The organism is Bacillus sp. EB106-02-03-XG38 (genome assembly GCF_058792175.1).
In genome coordinates, this window is sequence record NZ_JBYTED010000003.1 from 721,835 (window position 1) to 742,251 (window position 20,417).

The 20,417-nt window shown below is 36.7% G+C and carries 24 protein-coding genes; 18 read left to right on the forward strand and 6 right to left on the reverse strand.

The window, feature by feature from the left end; all coding sequences use genetic code 11:
* The first annotated feature begins 134 nt into the window (after nucleotides 1–134).
* The 5 genes from AC3WTI_RS18335 to corA all read left to right on the forward strand — a co-directional run bounded on the left by AC3WTI_RS18335 (nucleotide 135) and on the right by corA (nucleotide 5,786).
* Nucleotides 135–878 carry a FixH family protein gene (locus AC3WTI_RS18335; RefSeq protein ID WP_002107764.1) on the forward strand — a complete coding sequence of 248 codons (744 nt, stop codon included), beginning with the start codon at nucleotides 135–137 and terminating at the stop codon, nucleotides 876–878.
* A 552-nt stretch (nucleotides 879–1,430) separates the two neighbouring features.
* Nucleotides 1,431–2,615: a phosphopentomutase gene (deoB, locus tag AC3WTI_RS18340; RefSeq protein WP_001046083.1), complete on the forward strand. Its 1,185-nt coding sequence runs from the start codon at nucleotides 1,431–1,433 to the stop codon at nucleotides 2,613–2,615.
* 12 nt (nucleotides 2,616–2,627) lie between these two features.
* Complete coding sequence (locus AC3WTI_RS18345; RefSeq protein WP_087956844.1) at nucleotides 2,628–3,449, forward strand: purine-nucleoside phosphorylase; 822 nt, start codon at nucleotides 2,628–2,630, stop codon at nucleotides 3,447–3,449.
* A gap of 7 nt (nucleotides 3,450–3,456) precedes the next feature.
* A complete protein-coding gene (locus AC3WTI_RS18350; RefSeq protein WP_087956843.1) occupies nucleotides 3,457–4,761 on the forward strand; it encodes a pyrimidine-nucleoside phosphorylase in 1,305 nt (434 codons plus the stop codon).
* Between the two features lie 62 nt (nucleotides 4,762–4,823).
* Nucleotides 4,824–5,786 (forward strand): magnesium/cobalt transporter CorA, encoded by a 963-nt coding sequence (gene corA, locus AC3WTI_RS18355; protein WP_048531869.1) that lies wholly within the window; start codon nucleotides 4,824–4,826, stop codon nucleotides 5,784–5,786.
* A 34-nt stretch (nucleotides 5,787–5,820) separates the two neighbouring features.
* On the opposite strand, the gene AC3WTI_RS18360 is transcribed toward corA, so the two are convergent.
* Nucleotides 5,821–7,110, reverse strand: a complete 1,290-nt coding sequence (locus AC3WTI_RS18360) for an NCS2 family permease (protein ID WP_087956842.1) — start codon at nucleotides 7,108–7,110, stop codon at nucleotides 5,821–5,823.
* Between the two features lie 134 nt (nucleotides 7,111–7,244).
* Entirely contained in the window at nucleotides 7,245–7,916 is a 672-nt protein-coding gene (locus tag AC3WTI_RS18365; protein ID WP_087956841.1) for an SIMPL domain-containing protein, read from the reverse strand.
* 159 nt (nucleotides 7,917–8,075) lie between these two features.
* Between AC3WTI_RS18365 and AC3WTI_RS18370 the strand changes: the two genes are divergently transcribed.
* Nucleotides 8,076–8,495, forward strand: coding sequence for a MarR family winged helix-turn-helix transcriptional regulator (locus AC3WTI_RS18370; protein ID WP_001003313.1), 420 nt, complete (start codon nucleotides 8,076–8,078; stop codon nucleotides 8,493–8,495).
* 102 nt (nucleotides 8,496–8,597) lie between these two features.
* A complete protein-coding gene (locus tag AC3WTI_RS18375) occupies nucleotides 8,598–9,143 on the forward strand; it encodes a hypothetical protein (protein WP_087956840.1) in 546 nt (181 codons plus the stop codon).
* 24 nt (nucleotides 9,144–9,167) lie between these two features.
* Here the strand turns inward: AC3WTI_RS18375 and AC3WTI_RS18380 are convergent, their stop codons facing one another.
* The 4 genes from AC3WTI_RS18380 to AC3WTI_RS18395 are packed head-to-tail and all read right to left on the reverse strand — an operon-like array spanning nucleotide 9,168 to nucleotide 12,565.
* Complete coding sequence (locus tag AC3WTI_RS18380) at nucleotides 9,168–10,232, reverse strand: ABC-2 transporter permease (RefSeq protein ID WP_087956839.1); 1,065 nt, start codon at nucleotides 10,230–10,232, stop codon at nucleotides 9,168–9,170.
* Nucleotides 10,233–10,244: 12 nt separating this feature from the next.
* Nucleotides 10,245–11,309: an ABC transporter permease subunit gene (locus AC3WTI_RS18385; RefSeq protein ID WP_097841185.1), complete on the reverse strand. Its 1,065-nt coding sequence runs from the start codon at nucleotides 11,307–11,309 to the stop codon at nucleotides 10,245–10,247.
* Nucleotides 11,299–12,180, reverse strand: coding sequence for an ABC transporter ATP-binding protein (locus AC3WTI_RS18390; RefSeq protein ID WP_071757338.1), 882 nt, complete (start codon nucleotides 12,178–12,180; stop codon nucleotides 11,299–11,301). Before AC3WTI_RS18390 ends, AC3WTI_RS18385 begins: the two co-directional genes overlap by 11 nt.
* Nucleotides 12,146–12,565, reverse strand: coding sequence for a GntR family transcriptional regulator (locus AC3WTI_RS18395; RefSeq protein ID WP_000548032.1), 420 nt, complete (start codon nucleotides 12,563–12,565; stop codon nucleotides 12,146–12,148). The genes AC3WTI_RS18390 and AC3WTI_RS18395 overlap by 35 nt, the downstream gene beginning before the upstream one ends.
* A 166-nt stretch (nucleotides 12,566–12,731) precedes the next feature.
* On the opposite strand from AC3WTI_RS18395, the gene dacF reads away from it, so the two are divergent.
* From dacF to spoVAE, 11 genes are all read left to right on the forward strand, one after another.
* Nucleotides 12,732–13,922 carry a serine-type D-Ala-D-Ala carboxypeptidase DacF gene (gene dacF, locus AC3WTI_RS18400; RefSeq protein WP_097841184.1) on the forward strand — a complete coding sequence of 397 codons (1,191 nt, stop codon included), beginning with the start codon at nucleotides 12,732–12,734 and terminating at the stop codon, nucleotides 13,920–13,922.
* A 171-nt stretch (nucleotides 13,923–14,093) separates the two neighbouring features.
* Nucleotides 14,094–14,444, forward strand: coding sequence for an anti-sigma F factor antagonist (gene spoIIAA / locus AC3WTI_RS18405; protein ID WP_048530890.1), 351 nt, complete (start codon nucleotides 14,094–14,096; stop codon nucleotides 14,442–14,444).
* Nucleotides 14,445–14,885, forward strand: coding sequence for an anti-sigma F factor (gene spoIIAB, locus AC3WTI_RS18410; protein WP_001243399.1), 441 nt, complete (start codon nucleotides 14,445–14,447; stop codon nucleotides 14,883–14,885). It begins immediately after the preceding gene.
* A gap of 12 nt (nucleotides 14,886–14,897) precedes the next feature.
* On the forward strand, nucleotides 14,898–15,656 hold the full coding sequence (gene sigF / locus AC3WTI_RS18415) for an RNA polymerase sporulation sigma factor SigF (RefSeq protein WP_000350734.1): 759 nt from the start codon (nucleotides 14,898–14,900) through the stop codon (nucleotides 15,654–15,656).
* A gap of 135 nt (nucleotides 15,657–15,791) precedes the next feature.
* On the forward strand, nucleotides 15,792–17,318 hold the full coding sequence (locus tag AC3WTI_RS18420) for a sodium-dependent transporter (protein ID WP_097841183.1): 1,527 nt from the start codon (nucleotides 15,792–15,794) through the stop codon (nucleotides 17,316–17,318).
* Nucleotides 17,318–17,416: a methionine/alanine import family NSS transporter small subunit gene (locus AC3WTI_RS18425; RefSeq protein ID WP_087956835.1), complete on the forward strand. Its 99-nt coding sequence runs from the start codon at nucleotides 17,318–17,320 to the stop codon at nucleotides 17,414–17,416. Before AC3WTI_RS18420 ends, AC3WTI_RS18425 begins: the two co-directional genes overlap by 1 nt.
* Nucleotides 17,417–17,531: 115 nt before the next feature.
* Nucleotides 17,532–18,152 carry a stage V sporulation protein SpoVAA gene (gene spoVAA / locus AC3WTI_RS18430; RefSeq protein WP_087956834.1) on the forward strand — a complete coding sequence of 207 codons (621 nt, stop codon included), beginning with the start codon at nucleotides 17,532–17,534 and terminating at the stop codon, nucleotides 18,150–18,152.
* Nucleotides 18,145–18,561 (forward strand): stage V sporulation protein SpoVAB, encoded by a 417-nt coding sequence (spoVAB, locus tag AC3WTI_RS18435; RefSeq protein WP_000572939.1) that lies wholly within the window; start codon nucleotides 18,145–18,147, stop codon nucleotides 18,559–18,561. Before spoVAA ends, spoVAB begins: the two co-directional genes overlap by 8 nt.
* Nucleotides 18,562–18,575: 14 nt before the next feature.
* Nucleotides 18,576–19,034: a stage V sporulation protein AC gene (gene spoVAC, locus AC3WTI_RS18440; protein WP_087956833.1), complete on the forward strand. Its 459-nt coding sequence runs from the start codon at nucleotides 18,576–18,578 to the stop codon at nucleotides 19,032–19,034.
* A 12-nt stretch (nucleotides 19,035–19,046) separates the two neighbouring features.
* Nucleotides 19,047–20,063 carry a stage V sporulation protein AD gene (gene spoVAD, locus AC3WTI_RS18445; protein ID WP_097841181.1) on the forward strand — a complete coding sequence of 339 codons (1,017 nt, stop codon included), beginning with the start codon at nucleotides 19,047–19,049 and terminating at the stop codon, nucleotides 20,061–20,063.
* A gap of 3 nt (nucleotides 20,064–20,066) precedes the next feature.
* Nucleotides 20,067–20,417 carry a stage V sporulation protein AE gene (spoVAE, locus tag AC3WTI_RS18450; protein ID WP_087956831.1) on the forward strand — a complete coding sequence of 117 codons (351 nt, stop codon included), beginning with the start codon at nucleotides 20,067–20,069 and terminating at the stop codon, nucleotides 20,415–20,417.

Consider the following 20,417-nt stretch of genomic DNA (forward strand, 5'->3'; position numbering starts at 1 on the left):
CTTTTTTTCATAGATTCAAAAGGCTATAGTATTTCACAGAAACTTCACAAACATTTCGTACATTGTTTTCAGCAGAAGACTAGAATATTACAATGTATTTCCTCTATACTAAATAAGGTATGAAGGAGGAAATGATGATGAAAAAACTTATTATGACTTTATTTATCGCGATGCTAGCATTGGCTGGCTGTAATACAAACAAAGAAGAACCGAAAAAAGAACAGAAACTGGAAGCTGTAAAAGTAGCAGTTCAAACAAATCCGAAAGAAATTAAACCTGGTGAAAAAACAGAAGTACAAGCACTTGTTACACAAGGAAAAGAAAAAGTAACGGATGCTGATGATGTAAAGTTTGAAATTTGGAAAGCTGGCGATGAAAAGCACGAGATGTTAGATGGTAAGCATAAAGGAAAAGGTGTTTATGCTGTCGAGAAAACGTTCGAGACGGATGGAGTATACCATATTATCGCTCACACAAATGCACGTGAAATGCATGTTATGCCAGAAGTAAAAGTGGCTGTAGGGAATGCGAAAGTAGAAGATGCGAAAAAAGAAAATAGTGATCACGGCGCAGGGCATGGCGATCATAAAAGCGATACAATGATTCACCTTATGGCTGGTGACATAAAAGCAAATGCTGAATCAACAATGAAAGTTCACTTAAAGCAAAAAGAAGAAGCGTTAACTGGTGCTGAAGTCCAACTTGAGATTTGGAAAGATGGTGTTGAAAAACACGAATTCATTCCAGCGAAAGAAGGAAATAAAGGAGAGTATGAAACGAAACATACTTTCAAAGAAAACGGTTCTTACAAAGTGAAAGTTCACGTTAAAAAAGGTGAACTGCATGAACATAAAGAAGAAACAGTAGAAGTAAAATAAAAAGTAGCTCTTTAGAGCTACTTTTTATTTTTATCTCGTTATTTGCGGGGAGATTAAAAGTTCATTTTATCCCGCTTTAATGGGCAGTAAGACCCCCACCTCAAAATTGAGCGAAAGCAAAGAAATTAGGTGGGGGGCGGGCTGCCCATTAAAGTCCGATTGGTGAGGGCTAATAATCAGTGGGGATGAAGAAAACCCCCACTGATTAAAGTTTCACTTTATATGAATAAATAAATCGCAAAATCATTAGCACTTCTTTGCATAATGGATTACAATAGAAGTGTGAAGAAAATGAGAAATTCTACGAAAATGTATTAAAAAGAAAGCGTAAACATGTTATGATATCAGTATCAGATGTCTGACATCTGACTTAGAAAAAACTAGAAATGTTTTTGAGTCGTTTCAAAGTAAACGAAATAGGTTAGAAAATCATTTAAAGAAGTACTGTTTGATAATGAGAACGAAAGATAATTCTTATGGAGAACAGTTTCACTTTATAGCGTTTTGAACATACTACAAGAAGTAGAGCTGAACTTATAGGAGGTCGCAGTTATGAATAAATATAAACGTATATTCCTAGTCGTAATGGATTCTGTTGGAATCGGTGAAGCACCAGATGCTGAGCAATTTGGTGATTTAGGATCTGACACAATTGGTCACATTGCTGAACATATGAATGGGTTACAAATGCCTAACATGGTGAAATTAGGTCTTGGTAACATTCGTGAAATGAAAGGTATCTCTAAAGTAGAAAAACCACTTGGATATTATACAAAAATGCAAGAGAAATCTACTGGTAAAGATACAATGACAGGTCACTGGGAAATCATGGGCCTTTACATTGATACACCATTCCAAGTATTCCCTGAAGGATTCCCGAAAGAATTACTTGATGAATTAGAAGAAAAAACAGGCCGTAAAATTATTGGTAATAAACCAGCTTCTGGAACTGAAATTCTTGATGAGCTTGGTCAAGAACAAATGGAAACAGGTTCTTTAATCGTTTACACTTCTGCTGATAGCGTTCTGCAAATTGCAGCACACGAAGAAGTAGTGCCGCTTGATGAATTATATAAAATTTGTAAAATTGCACGTGAATTAACGTTAGATGAGAAGTACATGGTAGGCCGTGTTATCGCTCGTCCATTCGTTGGTGAGCCTGGCAACTTTACTCGTACACCGAACCGTCATGACTATGCATTAAAACCATTCGGCCGTACAGTAATGAATGAATTAAAAGATAGTGACTACGATGTGATTGCTATCGGTAAAATCTCTGACATCTATGATGGTGAAGGGGTTACTGAATCGCTTCGTACGAAGTCGAACATGGATGGAATGGATAAGCTTGTAGATACATTAAATATGGACTTTACAGGTCTTAGCTTCTTAAACTTAGTTGACTTTGATGCACTATTTGGTCACCGTCGTGATCCACAAGGATACGGAGAAGCATTGCAGGAATATGATGCACGCCTTCCAGAAGTATTCGAAAAACTAAAAGAAGATGATTTATTATTAATTACAGCAGACCACGGTAACGATCCAGTTCACCACGGTACTGACCATACACGTGAATATGTACCGTTATTAGCATATAGCCCAAGCATGAAAGAAGGCGGACAAGAGTTACCACTTCGTCAAACATTTGCTGATATTGGTGCAACTGTAGCGGAGAACTTCGGTGTGAAAATGCCAGAATACGGAACAAGCTTCTTAAACGAGCTAAAGAAATAGGGGGATAAACAAATGAATCGTGAACTTATTACAAAATCAGCTTCATACTTACAAGAAAAATTTCAAGAGACACCACAAGTAGGGCTAATCCTTGGATCTGGACTAGGTGTATTAGCAGATGAAATCGAGAACGCAGTAACAGTACCTTACAGTGAAATCCCTGAATTCCCAGTATCAACTGTAGAAGGTCATGCAGGCCAACTAGTATTCGGTACACTTCAAGGTGTAACAGTAGTAGCAATGCAAGGACGTTTCCACTTCTATGAAGGATACGACATGCAAAAAGTAACATTCCCAGTTCGTGTTATGAAGGAACTAGGTGTAGAAACAGTTGTTGTAACAAATGCAGCTGGTGGTGTAAATACATCATTCGAACCAGGCGATCTTATGTTAATTTCAGATCACATTAACTTCATGGGTACAAACCCATTAATCGGACCAAATGATTCTGAAATGGGTGTACGTTTCCCTGATATGTCTACATCATATACAGTAGAGCTTCGCGAAATGGCGAAACAAGTTGCAGCGGACTTAAATATTAAAGTACAAGAAGGTGTATACGTTGGAATGACAGGTCCTGTATACGAAACACCTGCTGAAATTCGTATGCTTCGTACACTTGGCGGAGATGCAGTTGGTATGTCAACAGTACCTGAAGTAATTGTAGCGCGTCATGCTGGTATGAAAGTACTTGGTATTTCTTGTATTTCAAATATGGCAGCTGGTATTCTAGATCAACCGCTTCACCACGATGAAGTAATCGAAACGACAGAACGTGTTAAAGCTAATTTCTTAGCATTAGTAAAAGCAATCGTAAAACAAATGAAGGGGTGACCTCACAATGAGAATGGTGGACCTAATTGCAAAAAAACGTGACGGACATGCATTAACGACAGAAGAAATTAATTTTATTGTTGAAGGATATACGAATGGTGATATTCCTGATTATCAAGTAAGTTCACTTGCAATGGCAATTTTCTTCCAAGATATGAACGATCAAGAACGTGCTGATTTAACGATGGCAATGGTAAATAGCGGTGATACAATCGACTTATCAGCTATTGAAGGAGTAAAAGTAGATAAGCACTCAACAGGTGGCGTTGGTGATACAACAACACTTGTGTTAGGTCCATTAGTAGCCGCTTTAGGTGTACCGGTTGCAAAAATGTCTGGACGTGGTCTAGGACATACTGGTGGTACAATCGATAAATTAGAAGCAGTTCCAGGATTCCATGTTGAAATCGAAAATGCTGAGTTTATGCGTCTTGTGAATGAAAATAAAATCGCAGTTATTGGTCAAAGTGGAAACTTAACACCTGCGGATAAAAAATTGTATGCACTTCGTGATGTAACAGCAACAGTAAACTCAATTCCGCTTATTGCAAGCTCCATTATGAGTAAAAAAATTGCTGCTGGTGCAGATGCAATTGTTCTTGATGTAAAAACTGGAGCAGGTGCATTTATGAAAACAGATGAAGATGCAAAACGTTTAGCAGAAGCAATGGTGCGCATTGGTAATAACGTTGGCCGTAATACGATGGCTGTTATTTCTGATATGAGTCAACCACTTGGTGAGGCGATTGGTAATGCACTTGAAGTACAAGAAGCAATTGATACATTACAAGGTAAAGGACCAAAAGATTTAGAAGAGTTGTGTTTAACGCTTGGAAGTCAAATGGTATACCTTGCTGGACAAGCTTCATCTTTAGAAGATGCACGTGAGAAATTAATTGAAGTAATGAACAACGGTAAAGCGCTAGAATCATTTAAAACGTTCTTATCAGCGCAAGGCGGCGATGCATCTGTTGTTGATGATCCTTCTAAATTACCACAAGCACAGTTTAAAATTGAAGTAGAAGCGAAGGAAGACGGTTATGTATCAGAAATCGTTGCAGATGAAATCGGAACAGCAGCAATGCTTTTAGGAGCAGGACGTGCGACGAAGGAATCTGAAATTGATTTAGCGGTTGGCTTAATGCTTCGCAAAAAAGTAGGGGACAACGTGAAAAAAGGTGAATCCCTTGTTACCATCTACGCAAACCGTGAAAATGTGGAAGATGTAAAAGCAAAAATTTATGAGAACATGAAGATCTCTAAAGAGCATGTAGATGCACCAACATTAGTGCACGGCATCGTTACTGAATAATAAAGAAGGGCCAGGGAGTATTTCTCCTTGGCTTTTTTTGCTATTTTTTGTTTATAATAATAATGGGTGAAATTATGATTAGAATTTGTGCAATAACAAAAGCAGATGAAGTATTATATGATGTTTCGTTAGAGGAAACAAAGAAAGACCATATTGTATGGTATTGGCTAGATTTATATAAGCCAACGAAAGAAGAGTATACATACATTTTGCAAGATCATTTTAAGTTCCATCCCCTTGCAATTGAAGACTGTATAGAATATGTACAGAGGCCAAAAGTTGATTTTTATGATGGATATAACTTTTTAGTTCTTCATGCATTTGGTGAGGATGGATTAGAACCGCATGAGATCGATTTATTTATTAGTGATCGTTATATTGTTTCTTTCCACTTTTCTCATAACAATGCAATCGAAAGAGTATGGAAAACGCTTGGAGAAAAGAAGCGTATTAAAAATAGTCCTTTGCATGTAGCGCATACTATTATTGATCAAATTGTGGATGATTATTTTGCGCCTGTATATTACATTGAGGATCATTTAAATGCAATTGATGATAATTTAACGGGTGAGACAGCAGGAAGTGTACTAGAAGAAGTATTTGATATACGTGCAGATTTATCGAAGCTAAGGCGTACAATTATTCCGATGCGTGATTTATTGTATCGTATATTAAATTCGACTCGTTTTTACGGTATAAGTGATCATGAAATTTACTTTAAAGATATACATGATCATTTACTTAAGCTGACAGAAATGATTGAAGCAAGCCGAGAGTTAACGGCAGATATTCGGGATAGCTATTTTTCATTAAACTCACATCATATGAATAACATTATGAAAACACTAACTGTTTTCTCGACTATTTTCATGCCATTAACGTTTATTGCGGGAGTATACGGAATGAACTTTACGCATATGCCAGAGCTTGGTGGACAGTATAGTTATTTTATTTGTCTACTTATCATGGCACTAATTGGCGGCGGCATGATGGCTTGGTTTTATAAAAAAGGATGGTTTAAGTAAAAAAACACCGAGGAAAACTCCTCGGTGTTTTTACTTAACCAATAGCGTGTAATACGAACATGGCTAAGAATAAGCATGTAATGATATACATGGACGGTGCGACTTCTTTACGCTTTCCAAGAGCAACTTTTAAGATAGGATAAGCGATAAATCCGAACGCAATGCCATCAGCGATACTATATGTGAGCGGGATCATGACGATAATTAAGAACGCTGGAAACCCTTCTGAAAAATCGTTCAGAGGAATTTGTTGAATGCTTGTAATCATCAGGCCGCCAATAATAATTAAGATTGGTGCAATGGCACTATCAGGAATTAGTTTGACAAACGGAAGTGCAAACAGTGATGCAAAGAATAACAATCCTGTAACGATAGACGTCAGACCTGTCTTTCCGCCTGCAGTAATACCTGCGGCACTCTCTACTGTTGATACGGTAGGGCTTGTGCCAAATAGACCACATGTCATTGCTGAAATTGCATTGGCTTGGTAAGCACGTGGGAATTTACGGTCATCTTCTAATAAACCGTGTAGAAGTCCCATGTTCTCAAAAATAAGCACCATGCTTAAGGAGAATGTTGCAATCCAAAATGGTAAGGAAGAAAGTTTGCCAAATGACATAGCTCCAAACACATCGCCGTAACTCGCAAATGAGAATGAACTATTTCCGATTTGACTTGTATCAACAAGACCAAATAGCCATGCAATACCAGTTCCTATTGCAATCGTCCATAAAAAGTTTCCACGTACATTACGAATAAATAATACAAGTGCAACGATAAGAGTAAGCACAGTCGCGAGAACGACAGGGTTACTTAATTTACCCATTGCAACAGCCGTATTTGGATTCGAAACGACTAAACCACCTTTTTGCAATCCGATAAATGCTAAAAATAATCCGATGCCGACAGTGATAGCTTCCTTTAATGACTTTGGAATCGATACTGAAAGCACGCGAGCGATTGGTGTAAACGCAGCAATTGCAAAAATAATACCAGAGATGAAGACAGCTGCTAATGCTTCCTGCCAAGATAATCCGAGCGTATGCACAGCAGTGTACGTGAAGAATGCATTTACACCCATACCAGGGACAAGAATAGCAGGTGCATTTGCCCAAAATGCCATGAGCAGACATCCGACAAATGAACTGAAAACAGTTGCTAAAATTCCAGCTTCAAGAGGAATGCCAGCATCGGATAAAATTGACGCATTTACAATCATAATATATACAATCGTGAAAAATGACGTAACTCCAGCTAAAACTTCTTGTTTTGGTGATGTTTCGTGTAAACCTAATTTAAATGTTCTTTCAAGTATTCCTTTCATGTTAAACCTTCTTTTTCATATCCCTCTCCCACCCGTGATATCTCTTTCGTAAGAGCTCACCGTCCTTTATTATATCAGAACATCATGTTTTTACAACAAGGAAAATGATAACGTTTACTTATAAATAAGATTATTTATAAATACGTAAAAATCGCCCGTATTGTTGAAATGATTTCTAATTCTCCCGATTGAATGGGTGGAGCTGCTTGTGCATGTAAAGTAGCAAAGGACGCAACTTCTCGTGGTAATTGAGCAGATTCTTCAACGAATGAGAGTGGAACAGGATTAATATTTAAATTGTATGTACTCGCAATAGCACGAGCTTTTTCTACCGCTTGTTGCAGAGCTTGAATGAGTGCTTGCTCGTAATATTTATTTGGGTGAGATATTCGAAAGCGTAGGCCTTTTGCTAAGTTTGCTCCATTTGAAACGGCTATATCATATACTTCCCCTGCTTTTTGTACATTTAAAACGGTAATTTCATACAAATGCTCCACACGATACCCTTGTAATAACGCTTTATCATTTACATATTCGTACTGAGGCGTAATCGTATATGAAATGGTTTCTATATTTTTTTCGGCAATCCCTAGCTGTTTCAGTGCATCTAATAATTGTTTAGACTGCACTGCATTCTCCTCTTGTGCCTGTTTTACATTTTTATGATCTGTACGAATACCAATTGTTAAGATAACAACATTTGGTTTTGCTTTTACAACACCCTCACCTTGCACAGTAATGGTAGCTTCTTTACCAGTATTTGCTGTACGTACGTTGTGTAAATAAGGATTCATTCCACCTTGCATTTTCCATCACCATCCTTATTTATATGTATATGTGTGAACAAAAAAGAAATTTGTATGAAAAAGTTACATAAATGGGAATGTTAGAGAAAGAAAGCATATACAACGAGGGTATTTATAGATTATAATATGTGTAAATATGATAAAAAAGGGACGAGGCTAGTGAACGAAAAAAGAGAAACACTGATTTTAGAGTTATCCGGATCATTTCGAAAGATGATACGTTTATTACAAAATGATATTAATACACGTTTTGCAGAACATATGCCATACAATGAATTTTCTGTATTACGCGCGTTATTTTTAAACAGTCCACAGATGGCTTCTCAAATTGCGAGTGAAGTAAACGTAACCTCCAGTCATATTACAGCTGTTACTGATCGTCTCGTACGAAAAGGGTTTGTAGAAAGAAAGCGTTCAAATTCAGACCGTCGTATCGTGTACTTAGAAATTACAGAACACGGAAGAGAAGTAACTGAAAAACTTGAAGCTGTGCGTAAAGAATATTATAAAGAGAGATTTAAAGGTTGGAGCGACCAAGAGATCGAAATGGTATTAGAGTTATTTGGCCGCGTATTATAATAAATGAGGATAGGAAGCGAAAGCTTTCCTATCCTTTTTCTTTTGAATAAAAACATTTTGAAACTCCAATACTTTAATTAAAAAGAATCGGAGTGAAAATTTATGAAACGTATTTGTACGCTTTTCATTATGATTGGAAGTTTTTTCTGCTTTAATCAATTCGTGGATGCCGCTACGCCCCTTCAAGTCGTTCAAAAAGAATTACAACATATTTCAAATAAGCAACCTGTTTTATATTCAAAACTATGGATTCGCTCAATGCAGAACGCTATTTTATTTCATCATAGTGATAACATTCGACATGAAGATACGATCAGTAATGTTACCAAGTCTTCTCTTGTAAAAGTAAAACAACTGCCACTTCAAAAAGCATCACAGTATATCCCGAGATTATCGCAATATATTTCTAAGTTTGAGGCTGAGAATGTGCAAGTGTATTATGTCGCAGCTCGTTATGAAGTAAAAAAAGAAAATCCGTATCAGTTAAATGGCATGAATTATTTTATGCAAGTGTTTATTCAGCAAGGGGGAGAATGGAGAATTGCTGAAAGCGTAGTTGCTCCAACAGATCAAATTGTAGCAAATGGTGACGGGTTTGGAACGAAGCAAGAAAAAGAGTATGGGAAAAGAAGAGAGAATGTGAAATAACCTCCTCATCGAGAGGAGGTTATTTTATTTGAAATTCCAAGAGACTTTCCATTTTAATATTTTTGGTAGGAAGAAATAGATAATTAAACTAGTAACTAAAAATCCGATGTAAAAGCTAGACAATGACTGTGCGCGACTTAGCATTAAACCTCCGACGGCCCCACCAAAGAAAATTGCACAAGCTAAAACTACTTTTTGTAATTTTGGATATAATAAGTAGTTACCATTTCGCTCATTGACTGAACGGGCATATAAATATATCCCGAATGGTAATAAAAGAATAATATGCGCAATAGGTCCAATCAATGTTTTTGCCGGTGGAATCTTTGTAAAATTGGGCTCGTTATGACGTACTCCATTTTGATCAGTATAAGCGCTTTGTGGATCATAATTAAAGTTAATAGTAAAATCTTCTGCTGGACCAGAAATACGTATGTTTTCCATAACATCATGTATACGGCCATTCTTCTCGTGAAAGTCGACATTCGAGTGAACAGCGATGACTCCTGATATAAGTGATGGAAGCAAAGCAGGGAAGATTAATATAACTGCAGTGAGAAATCCTTGCGAGATAATATTCCCAGTTATTGTTCCTACGCATAATGCAAGTGTATAAATAGCGATTAATACAATTAACATATACATAAAGTAACTATGAAACGGAGAAAATACTTGATATTTATTATGAAAAGTCAACCTTTTCATAATAGCCAATAGCCCCCAGTTTAAAATGACAACAGCGGCGATATTACAGATTCCAAACAACCACTTTGTTATATAGAGGTGTGAACGTTTAAAGGGCATAGACCATAACAAGTCACTAGCGTTATTTTGTCTTTCCCATCCAATTAGCGTACAAGCTAGCAAGATAAGTACGCTACCTAACAGCATGACAGGATCTAGAAGTGTTAAATCAAAGTGATAATGATATACAGAGTTCCATTTTTTATTGTCAATTAGAAATTGTTGCTGTTGAATAGAAGTCATATAGTATTTATATGACAAAGTATAGAAGCTGACGAGCCAAAATAACCATACAACATATTTACTTTGTTGATATGTTCTTAGCCACAGTGCTTTTTGAAACATAGGATCTCTCCTTTAAAAAACTTTATAATTTGTTAGGCGTGATAATACAACATAAGTAATGATTCCAGCGAGAAACAAACTGATATAGTAGTTAGGTAAGAAAAAAAATTGATTGATTTTATAGCCACCTAGTAATGCAAAGTAAATGCTGGTCACCCATATCCATATTTTTATATGTTTTTGGAAAATAAATATCTTTTGATTATTTTCATTTGGTGACCGCATATATAAATATGTCCCAAGTAATAAATAAAATATTGTATAGAAAATAGGGACTAACATTGATTTGGCTGAATAATATACGTGAGATGCTGGATTTCTTAAAGTAGTTGGATCGTTGTCCCTCTTCCGAGAATCTGGCTGATAGTTATAATCAATAGAAAAGCGATATATTGGTACAACTATATTTGTTTTTTGATTGATTTCATATAGTTGTTGATCTAATTTATTATTTTTAGTATCGGTAGCCTCTAAATGGTTTAGCGTAAAAGTGTACACTAGTGGAATAAATGTAAGCCCCATTAGTAGCCATGGAATGCAAAAAATGACCTGTGAAACAATACTTCCAGTAAAAGTACCGATACATAGAGCAGCTGTATAGACTGCAACATAAGAAACTATCGCATAAAGAAAGTATCGGTGAAATGGACTAAATGATTGATAATCAAAATGGATGGTTGTTCTATAAATAACATACATAATAATCCAATTTATAAGTAACGAGCTCACAATACAGAAGGAACCGAAAGCCCATTTAGATAAGAAAACATTTTTTCTTTTAAATGGCATCGTCATAAGTAGTGTATTAGATTGGTTGCTACGTTCCCATCCTATCAATAAGCAGGCTAAAGCGATGATAAGAACAGTTAACCAAAAACTATTACCATCTCGTGCAGAAAAGGTATAAAAATAATAATACAGTTCCCCTTTTTCTTGTAATTCGTAATATTTATCGAGTTCCATCTGAGCACTTCTATAGTATCCGAGAGATAGAAGATAAAGCGAACTAAAGAAGAATAGTAACGCAGCATATTTCCCGCGCTTCCAATTCCATATCCACAACGCCTTATGAAACATACCCATCCTCCTCCAGTGTCGTAACGAAGACATCTTCAAGTGACATTGTTAATTCTTCAATGAGTATAGGTTGTTCTTTATAAAACTTCTCTAGTGTTGTAGCCACATTTCCCTCAATTAAGATTGTATATACTTTTCCTGTTTGATTTAATATTTTGATATTGCTTAAGTTTTCTAGCTTTTGAGGTAATGAACGTTCGTAAGCTACTTGTATTTTTGCAAATCGTGATTTTGCATCGTCTAGTGATGTAATAGACGAGATAGTATGGCCTTTTAATATAATAATTGTATCTGCAATTTGTTCTACTTCATCTAAATGGTGAGTGGAGATGAAAATGGTAATCTCTTTTTCTGCAACTTCTCCAACGAGAAACTGTAAAATTTGTCTTTTCACGATAGGGTCAAGTCCGTTTGTTGGTTCATCTAAAATGATATATTCTGCTTTTGTAGAAACGGCTAAAATGATGGCAAGTAGTGCTTTCATGCCTTTTGAATAACTACGAATTCGTTTGTTTGGTAAGTTAAAACGTTCTAACAGTTCATAGAAATATGCTTCATCAAATGCGTTATAAACTTCTTTATAAAACTTTACAATTTCTTTTACCGTATATCCGTTCAGTATGTTAGTAGAATCAGGGACATATACGATTTTTTGCTTTATTTCAGGACACTGATGAATGTTTGTATCTTCATATGTAACAGTCCCTGCATCAGGGTCTAAAATGCCGACCATCGTTCGTAATAAAGTTGTTTTCCCCGCACCGTTTCTTCCGAGTAATCCGATAATACTTCCTCTTTGTAATGTAAAAGAAACATCATCTAAAATCGTTTGATTATCAATCGTTTTCTTCAAGCTTGTCACTTTCAGCATCCGCATTTCCTCCAATCTCTTTGTAGTATGAGTCTATCCAATCATGAATTTTATCTTTCGTAACACCAAGATAAGAGGCCTCTAATAGTAATTGATGAAATTGCTTTTCAACCATAGCGATTTTCCTTTCGTCTAATGTTGGGGTGATCGATTGGGATACAAATGTTCCTTTCCCTCGTAATGTTTCAATAATCCCTTGTCGCTCTAATTCTTGATACGCTTTACTCACTGTATTTGGATTTATAACGAGTAAAGAAGCGAGTTCGCGTACAGAAGGTAGTTTGTCACTTGGAGCTAACATGTTTTTCAATACGAGTTCTTTTATATTTTGAACAATTTGTTCCCATATCGGAGTGTTGCTTCTTGGATCAAGTTGAATATGCAAGAGCAATGTCTCCTTTCTGGTATGTATTAAGTGTACTACTCTATGTAATACACTTAATACAATATAGTTGATGAATGTATTTGTCAACTTAAAATATTAGAAAAATATGGTATTAAAAAATAATAAATTGGGAAAAATAGGTCTGATATAGAATGGAGGGTTAGTCATGAAGCGAGTTTTTGGAATAATTGTTTGTTTCATGTTATTGCTTTCTGGTACTTCAGTTAGTTTCGCACAATCTGAGAAGACGAAGCAGGAGAAAACAGAAGAAACAACGCCGAAGTTAGCGGAACAAGCGTCATCAGCAATTGTAATTGAACAAGATACAGGTAAAGTTTTGTTTGATAAAAATCCAAATGAGAAGTTACCACCTGCTAGTATGACGAAGATTATGACAATGCTATTAATTATGGAACAAGTTGAAAAAGGAAAACTAAAACTGACCGATAAAGTTAGAGCAAGTGAGCATGCGGCTTCAATGGGTGGATCACAAATCTTTTTAGAGCCTGGAGAAGAGATGACTGTAAATGAAATGCTAAAGGGGATTGCAATCGCATCAGGAAATGATGCGTCTGTTGCAGTAGCGGAGCATATCGCTGGTTCAGAAGAAGGTTTTGTAAATATGATGAACAAAAAAGCGAAAGACTTAGGACTGAAAAATACTCATTTTCAAAATCCAACAGGTCTTCCGGCTAAAGACCATTATTCTACAGCGAACGATATGGCTATAATGGCGAAAGAATTGATGAAATACCCACTTATTCGCAAATACACAGGTAAATACGAAGACTATTTACGTGAAGATACGGATAAGAAATTTTGGCTCGTTAATACGAATAAGTTAGTACGTTTTTATCCGGGAGTAGATGGTGTGAAAACGGGCTTTACGACAGAAGCGAAATATTGTTTAACAGCATCGGCTGAAAAGAATGGGATGCGTGTTATTTCAGTTGTTATGGGAGCACCTACATCGAAAGAACGGAACAATCAAGTAACGAAGCTTCTTGACTACGCATTTGGTCAATATATGACAAAGAAATTGTATACACGAGGCGAAAAAATTAAGACTGTCCAAGTAGGAAAAGGGAAAAAAGAAAAAGTAGATTTAGTTGCGTCAGACAATGTGTCTCTTCTTATGAAGAAGGGCGAAAATATGGACAAAGTAAAGCAAGAAGTTATTGCTGAAAAGAAAGTGAAAGCGCCAATTAAAAAGGGCGATGCACTTGGTACACTTGTTATTAAAAAAGATAAAGATGTTTTACTAAAACAAACAATTGTAGCAAAAGAAGATGTTGCTGCAGCGAGCTGGTGGGAGTTATTTAAAAGAAGTTTTGGGATGTTTTCAACATCAAAATAGCGGCAAATATTTTGCCGCTTTTCTATTCGTATGTAAGTAAATAATTGCTGAATGGTTTCACTTTATGGCGAAATAGTTCTTCTTTTGTCAGTAAGAAGGATTCTTATGTTGTATCACGAAAATCTTTATGTATGTAAAATGAGTAAAGTTTGAGCATAAGGAGGAAATCGTGTGAGTCTTTCCATGCAATTAGAAGTAAAACGTGACGTCCTATGTGTGAGACTAGCGGGTGAATTAGATCATCATACTGCTGAAGAGTTGCGAACGAAAGTAACAGATATGATTGAGACACGTGGTGTTCATCATATTGTTTTGAGCCTAGAGAACTTATCGTTTATGGATAGTTCTGGTTTAGGGGTTATATTAGGCCGATATAAGCATGTAAAGGGATTAGGTGGAGAAATGGTTGTTTGTGCAATTTCACCGCCTGTTAAACGTTTATTTGAAATGTCGGGCTTATTTAAAATTGTTCGTTTAGAAGAAAGTGAAGCGCATGCGCTCGCGACGTTGGGGGTGGCATAAATGAGAAATGAAATGAACCTTCAATTTTCAGCATTAAGTCAAAATGAATCGTTCGCTCGTGTTACGGTAGCTGCTTTCATTGCGCAACTAGACCCAACGATGGAAGAACTTACAGAGATTAAAACAGTTGTGTCAGAAGCAGTTACAAATGCAATTATTCATGGGTACGAAGGAAATGCAGAAGGTGTTGTTTATATTTCTGTAATTTTGGAAGAAGCAATGGTGAAACTCACGATTCGAGATGAAGGGATTGGCATCTTTGATTTAGATGAAGCGAGACAACCCCTTTTTACAACTAAACCTGAATTAGAGCGTTCCGGAATGGGATTTACTATCATGGAAAATTTTATGGATGAAGTAGAAGTTATTTCAAACGAATCTTTCGGGACAACAATCCATTTGACAAAATACTTATCAAATAGTAACGCTCTATGCAATTAAGGAGAATAGCCTATGGACATAGAGGTCAAAAATGAGAAGAAGAAACCTCAGTTAAAGGACCACGAGCTAAAAGCGTTAATTCAACAAAGTCAAGATGGAGATCAACAAGCGAGAGATACAATCGTTCAAAGTAATATGCGTCTCGTATGGTCGGTTGTGCAGCGTTTTCTTAATCGAGGATACGAACCAGACGATTTATTTCAAATTGGATGTATTGGGCTCTTAAAATCGGTAGATAAATTTGATTTATCTTTCGACGTGAAATTTTCAACATATGCAGTTCCAATGATAATTGGGGAAATACAGCGATTTTTACGTGATGATGGATCAGTGAAAGTAAGTAGATCTTTAAAAGAAACAGGAAATAAAATTCGGAAGATGAGAGACGAGCTTTCGAAAGAATTCGGAAGGGCTCCAACGATTAATGAAGTAGCTGAAGCGTTAGAACTAACGCCAGAGGAAGTCGTTCTTGCACAAGAAGCGAGTCGTGCTCCTTCATCCATACACGAAACGGTGTATGAAAACGACGGGGATCCAATCACTATTTTAGATCAAATTGCTGATCAATCTGAAACGAAATGGTTTGATAAAATTGCTTTAAAAGAAGCAATTAGAGAACTAGATGAGCGAGAGCGTTTAATTGTGTATTTACGCTACTATAAAGATCAAACCCAATCAGAAGTAGCAGAGCGCATAGGTATTTCGCAAGTACAAGTTTCAAGACTTGAAAAGAAAATATTAAAACAGATGAAAGATCGAATAGATGAATAGCTATCTATTCGATCTTTTTTTGAATCTAATAGAAGGAGATTATAAACTTTCGTAAAAATTAACAGAATATATTGATAATTTAGTAAATTTAAAATATAATCCAATTATGAACTTGTCACAAAGGGGGAAGGAAATATGGAAACGAGGCAACAATGGGGAACGAGGGCTGGATTTATTTTCGCAGCGGTCGGCTCTGCCGTTGGATTAGGAAACATATGGCGTTTTCCTTATACAGCGTATGAAAATGGAGGAGGCGCATTCTTTTTACCGTACTTATTCGCATTATTAACGACGGGTATTTCATTATTGGCGTTTGAATTTGCTCTTGGGCATCGTCATCGTGGTTCCGCGCCACTTACGTTCTACCGTATTAGTCCACGTGCTGAATTCATCGGCTGGTGGCAAATGTGTGTAACGTTTATCGTTTCAACATATTATGCAGTAATTATTGCTTGGTCTATTTCATATACGTATTTTGCGATTACTGGAGCATGGGGGAAAGACACGCAATCATTTTTATTTAAAGAGTACTTACATGTTGCAGATAAGCCAGGGCAGTTTGGAGGGCTCGTACCGGAAGTATTAATTCCATTAGCTCTTGTTTGGATAATTGTGCTTGGCGTTGCATTCAAAGGAGTAAAAAAAGGAATTGAAGTTGTGAACCGTATTTTCATTCCATTACTAGTTGTTATGTTCCTTATTATCGTAGTTCGTGCGGTAACGATGGAAGGTGCGATGCAAGGATTAGATGCATTCTTTAAACCAGATTGGAGTCGTATTTTTGATGGGAAGGTATGGCTTGCTGCTTACGGCCAAATTTTCTTTAGCTTATCTTTAGCATTTGGAATTATGATTACGTATTCTAGTTATTTACCAAAAAATTCGGATACAACAAATAACGCTTTTATTACTGGTTTTGCAAACTCAGGTTTTGAATTATTAGCAGGGATTGGGGTCTTTGCAGCTCTTGGATTTATGGCAAACAATATGGGAGTACCGGTTGATAAAGTAGCAAGTGCTGGTGTAGGACTTGCGTTCGTAGTGTTCCCGCAAATTATTAATGAATTACCGATGTCACCGTTATTTGGCGTATTATTCTTCTTATCATTAACGGTTGCTGGAATTACATCTCTCATTTCACTTGCAGAAGTATGTTTCGCTGCTGTATCTGAAAAGTTTAGCTTAAGCCGCCAAAAAACAATTGGTATTATGGGGACGCTTCTCGTACTCGTTTCTCTTGTTTTTGCAACACGTGGCGGGCTTATGTTCCTAGATGTTGTTGATTATTTCGCTAATAACTTCGGATTAATTTCAATTGCATTAGTAGAAGTAGTTACAATAGGGCTCATTTTACGCCGTTTACCAGTTTACCAAAATCATGCAAACTTCGTATCTGATATTAAATTAGGCACGTTTTGGAGAGTAAGTTTACTCGTTATAACTCCGCTTATGTTAGGATACATGTTAATTGATGGTACAATCCAAAATATTCAAAAGAACTACGGAGATTATCCAACGGAGTTTGTCGTAACGTATGGTTGGTCAATTGCAGCAGCGTTCTTAATCGTTGCGCTAATCATTAGTCTAAAGAAATGGAATTCACAAATACATTCAGATTCTGCTAAGCTTGAAAAAGAATGGAAAGATCGGGGTGTTTCATAATGAGTGGATCAGCGATTATGATGATGGTTATTGGTATTGTAGTCATTTGGGGAGGACTCGCATTAAGTATTGCAAATTTATTTAGGAAAAAGGCATAAACAAAAAAACATCTGTACCGAAATGGTACAGATTTTTTTTGTGAAAAAATTGTATTAGAAAAAAATTCAATAACCATACTACAACTACGAGGAAGAGTGAAGAGGTGAATGGAAATTGGAACAAACAATTTATATTAAAATGCGTAATCGATTAAAAGTTTCTCCTACGTATGAAGTAAAGCTGGGTGATGTTGCTCAACTTGCGGGAGATGCTCTTGTAGTTCAGTCGTTACAGGATGAGATAGTTTACAAAATAACAGCGCATGATAAGACGCACGTTGTAATTGATGTTATGAAAATAATTGAGATTATTCAAAGGAAAGCGGCCGATATACAAATTAATTTACTCGGTTCTGGACAAACTCTTGTTGAAATTATATATGAAAAAAAGAAAGTACATCCGATTTTCTTCGGACTTGTATGGTTGTTACTTTTCATTGGAGCGGCTCTTGCGATCATTTATTTTCATGAAGATGTAAGTATGCAACAAGTGCACCAACGTTTATATTACATGATTACGGGAGAATTTAAGGCGCAGCCACTTTTATTTCAAATTCCGTATTCATTAGGTCTTGGGTTAGGTATGGTCTTATTTTTTAATCATGTATTTCAAAAGCGAATTAATGAAGAGCCGAGTCCGTTAGAAGTGGAGATGTTCCAATACCAGCAATCACTTGACCAATATGTAATTGTTCATGAAAACAAGGACAATATGAAACAACTTGCCGATGATTGAGTCTGGATTTGTTATTTTAATTGGTTTAGCGGGAGGAATTGCAGTAGGTAGCGGATATGTCGCGTTTTTAGCTGTACTTGGTATAATCCCCCGGCTAGCTCAATTAACGAGAAGTGGGAAGCACATTCAATATTTTGAGTGGGCCGTTATTGCAGGTACTTTAACAGGAGCTTGGTGTAGTTTGAAAAACATTACATTTCAAACATCGCAATATTGGCTTGTTATATTAGGTATATTTTGTGGTACATTCATTGGAATGCTTGCAGCCGCATTAACAGAAGTGTTAAATGTTCTACCTATTTTAGCGAAACGAGTAGGGGTAGAGGGGAAAATTGTTGTTTTGCTCGTTGCTCTTGTACTTGGAAAAGTAATAGGCTCGTTGTTTCACTGGATTTATTTCGTAAAGTAGGAGGCAATATATAAATGACAGGGCGAAAATTAAAGGATGATTACGTAAATAAAGTGAAGGAGTACCATCCGAAACCAAATTATTTCATAAATTGTGTTAAAGCATTTCTTGTAGGTGGACTCATTTGTACAATCGGGGAAGTATTGATGAAATTTTATATACATTATTTTCATTTTAGTGAACAAGAGGCAGGAAATCCTACGGTTGCCACTCTTGTATTATTGTCAGCGATTTTAACAGGTTGTGGTGTATATGATAAAATTGGTCAATTTGCTGGAGCTGGATCGGCCGTACCCGTTACGGGATTTGCGAATTCTATGGCGAGCGCTGCGCTAGAACATAAGAGTGAAGGAATTGTGCTTGGGATTGCTACAAATATGTTTAAGTTAGCGGGAAGTGTTATCGTTTTTGGGGTCGTTGGGGCATACGTTATTGGGTTAATAAGATATACTTTTAACATTTTTATGTCTTAAAGGAGGGCTAGTATGAGGTTGACTGGAAAACAAACGTGGGTATTTCAAAATGATATTTATGTGAATGCAACCGGTACTGCTGTCGGTCCGAAAGAAGCTGAAGGCCCTCTTGGAAAGGATTTTGATATTTCATATGATGATTTACATTGCGGAGAGGAGAACTGGGAACTTGCTGAACGGAGATTAATGTCAGATTCAATTCAGCAAGTTGTGCAAAAAGGAAATATAGAACCATCACAAATTGATTTCTTTTTAGCGGGTGATTTATTAAATCAAACAGTGACAGCAAATTATGTTGCGCGTAAGTGGGGGATTCCCTTTTTAGGGATGTTCAGCGCTTGTGCGACTTCAATGGAGACTTTAGCAGTTGGGTCCGCCTTTATAGATGGTGGTTTCGCAAATCGTGTTTTAGCGACGGTAAGTAGTCATAATGCAACGGCTGAAAGGCAGTTCCGTTATCCAACCGAGTATGGGGGCCAAAAACCAGGAACAGCAAATTCCACTGTTACAGGTGCGGGATCCATATTAATTAGTAAAGAAAAAAGTGCTATTAAAATTACGGCAGCTACGATTGGAAAAGTGCAAGATTTAGGAATTGCGAATCCTTTAGATATGGGTTCAGCGATGGCGCCAGCTGCTGCTCATACAATTCAGCAACACTTTGAAGATTTGAAGAGAAGTGCCGATGATTATGACTTGATTGTTACCGGTGATTTATCAGCTATTGGTACACCAATTGCAAAACAACTGTTGCTGGAAGACGGTTATGATCTTGGGCATATATATAATGATTGTGGATTAATGATTTATGATTCTGATCAAGAAGAAGTATTTGCCGGTGGTAGTGGCTGTGCTTGTTCAGCTGTTGTCACATATGGTCATTTATTAAGAGAGATGCAAAAAGGGAACTTACAACGAATTTTTGTCGTCGCTACTGGCGCGTTATTAAGTCCGATGATGATGCAGCAGAAAGAAACAATTCCAACCATTGCGCATGGTGTCGTATTTGAGAGAGTGAAGGGGGAGTGAATTGTGGATTTTATATATGCATTTCTTGTAGGAGGCGCTATTTGTGTAATTGGACAATTATTATTAGATTTCGCAAAGTTAACACCAGCCCATTTAATGGCTACCTTTGTAGTTATAGGAGCAGTGTTAGATGGCTTTGGATTATATGATAAGCTCATAAAGTTTGCTGGTGCTGGTGCGACAGTTCCTATTACAAGTTTTGGACATTCACTATTACACGGAGCAATGCATGCGGCAGAAAAACACGGATATATAGGGATTGGTATGGGTATGTTTAGTTTAACGTCTGCCGGCATTTCAGCAGCGATATTATTTTCATTTTTTGTAGCACTTATATGTAAACCGAAAGGATAA

Bases quoted from the DNA above. Each gene is read 5' to 3' on its own strand.
- AC3WTI_RS18335 (WP_002107764.1), top strand. From the start codon at position 135: ATGATGAAAAAACTTATTATGACTTTATTTATCGCGATGCTAGCATTG.
- deoB (WP_001046083.1), top strand. From the start codon at position 1,431: ATGAATAAATATAAACGTATATTCCTAGTCGTAATGGATTCTGTTGGA.
- AC3WTI_RS18345 (WP_087956844.1), top strand. From the start codon at position 2,628: ATGAATCGTGAACTTATTACAAAATCAGCTTCATACTTACAAGAAAAA.
- AC3WTI_RS18350 (WP_087956843.1), top strand. From the start codon at position 3,457: ATGAGAATGGTGGACCTAATTGCAAAAAAACGTGACGGACATGCATTA.
- corA (WP_048531869.1), top strand. From the start codon at position 4,824: ATGGGTGAAATTATGATTAGAATTTGTGCAATAACAAAAGCAGATGAA.
- AC3WTI_RS18360 (WP_087956842.1), bottom strand. From the start codon at position 7,110: ATGAAAGGAATACTTGAAAGAACATTTAAATTAGGTTTACACGAAACA.
- AC3WTI_RS18365 (WP_087956841.1), bottom strand. From the start codon at position 7,916: ATGCAAGGTGGAATGAATCCTTATTTACACAACGTACGTACAGCAAAT.
- AC3WTI_RS18375 (WP_087956840.1), top strand. From the start codon at position 8,598: ATGAAACGTATTTGTACGCTTTTCATTATGATTGGAAGTTTTTTCTGC.
- AC3WTI_RS18380 (WP_087956839.1), bottom strand. From the start codon at position 10,232: ATGTTTCAAAAAGCACTGTGGCTAAGAACATATCAACAAAGTAAATAT.
- AC3WTI_RS18385 (WP_097841185.1), bottom strand. From the start codon at position 11,309: ATGTTTCATAAGGCGTTGTGGATATGGAATTGGAAGCGCGGGAAATAT.
- AC3WTI_RS18390 (WP_071757338.1), bottom strand. From the start codon at position 12,180: ATGCTGAAAGTGACAAGCTTGAAGAAAACGATTGATAATCAAACGATT.
- dacF (WP_097841184.1), top strand. From the start codon at position 12,732: ATGAAGCGAGTTTTTGGAATAATTGTTTGTTTCATGTTATTGCTTTCT.
- spoIIAB (WP_001243399.1), top strand. From the start codon at position 14,445: ATGAGAAATGAAATGAACCTTCAATTTTCAGCATTAAGTCAAAATGAA.
- sigF (WP_000350734.1), top strand. From the start codon at position 14,898: ATGGACATAGAGGTCAAAAATGAGAAGAAGAAACCTCAGTTAAAGGAC.
- AC3WTI_RS18420 (WP_097841183.1), top strand. From the start codon at position 15,792: ATGGAAACGAGGCAACAATGGGGAACGAGGGCTGGATTTATTTTCGCA.
- AC3WTI_RS18425 (WP_087956835.1), top strand. From the start codon at position 17,318: ATGAGTGGATCAGCGATTATGATGATGGTTATTGGTATTGTAGTCATT.
- spoVAB (WP_000572939.1), top strand. From the start codon at position 18,145: ATGATTGAGTCTGGATTTGTTATTTTAATTGGTTTAGCGGGAGGAATT.
- spoVAC (WP_087956833.1), top strand. From the start codon at position 18,576: ATGACAGGGCGAAAATTAAAGGATGATTACGTAAATAAAGTGAAGGAG.
- spoVAD (WP_097841181.1), top strand. From the start codon at position 19,047: ATGAGGTTGACTGGAAAACAAACGTGGGTATTTCAAAATGATATTTAT.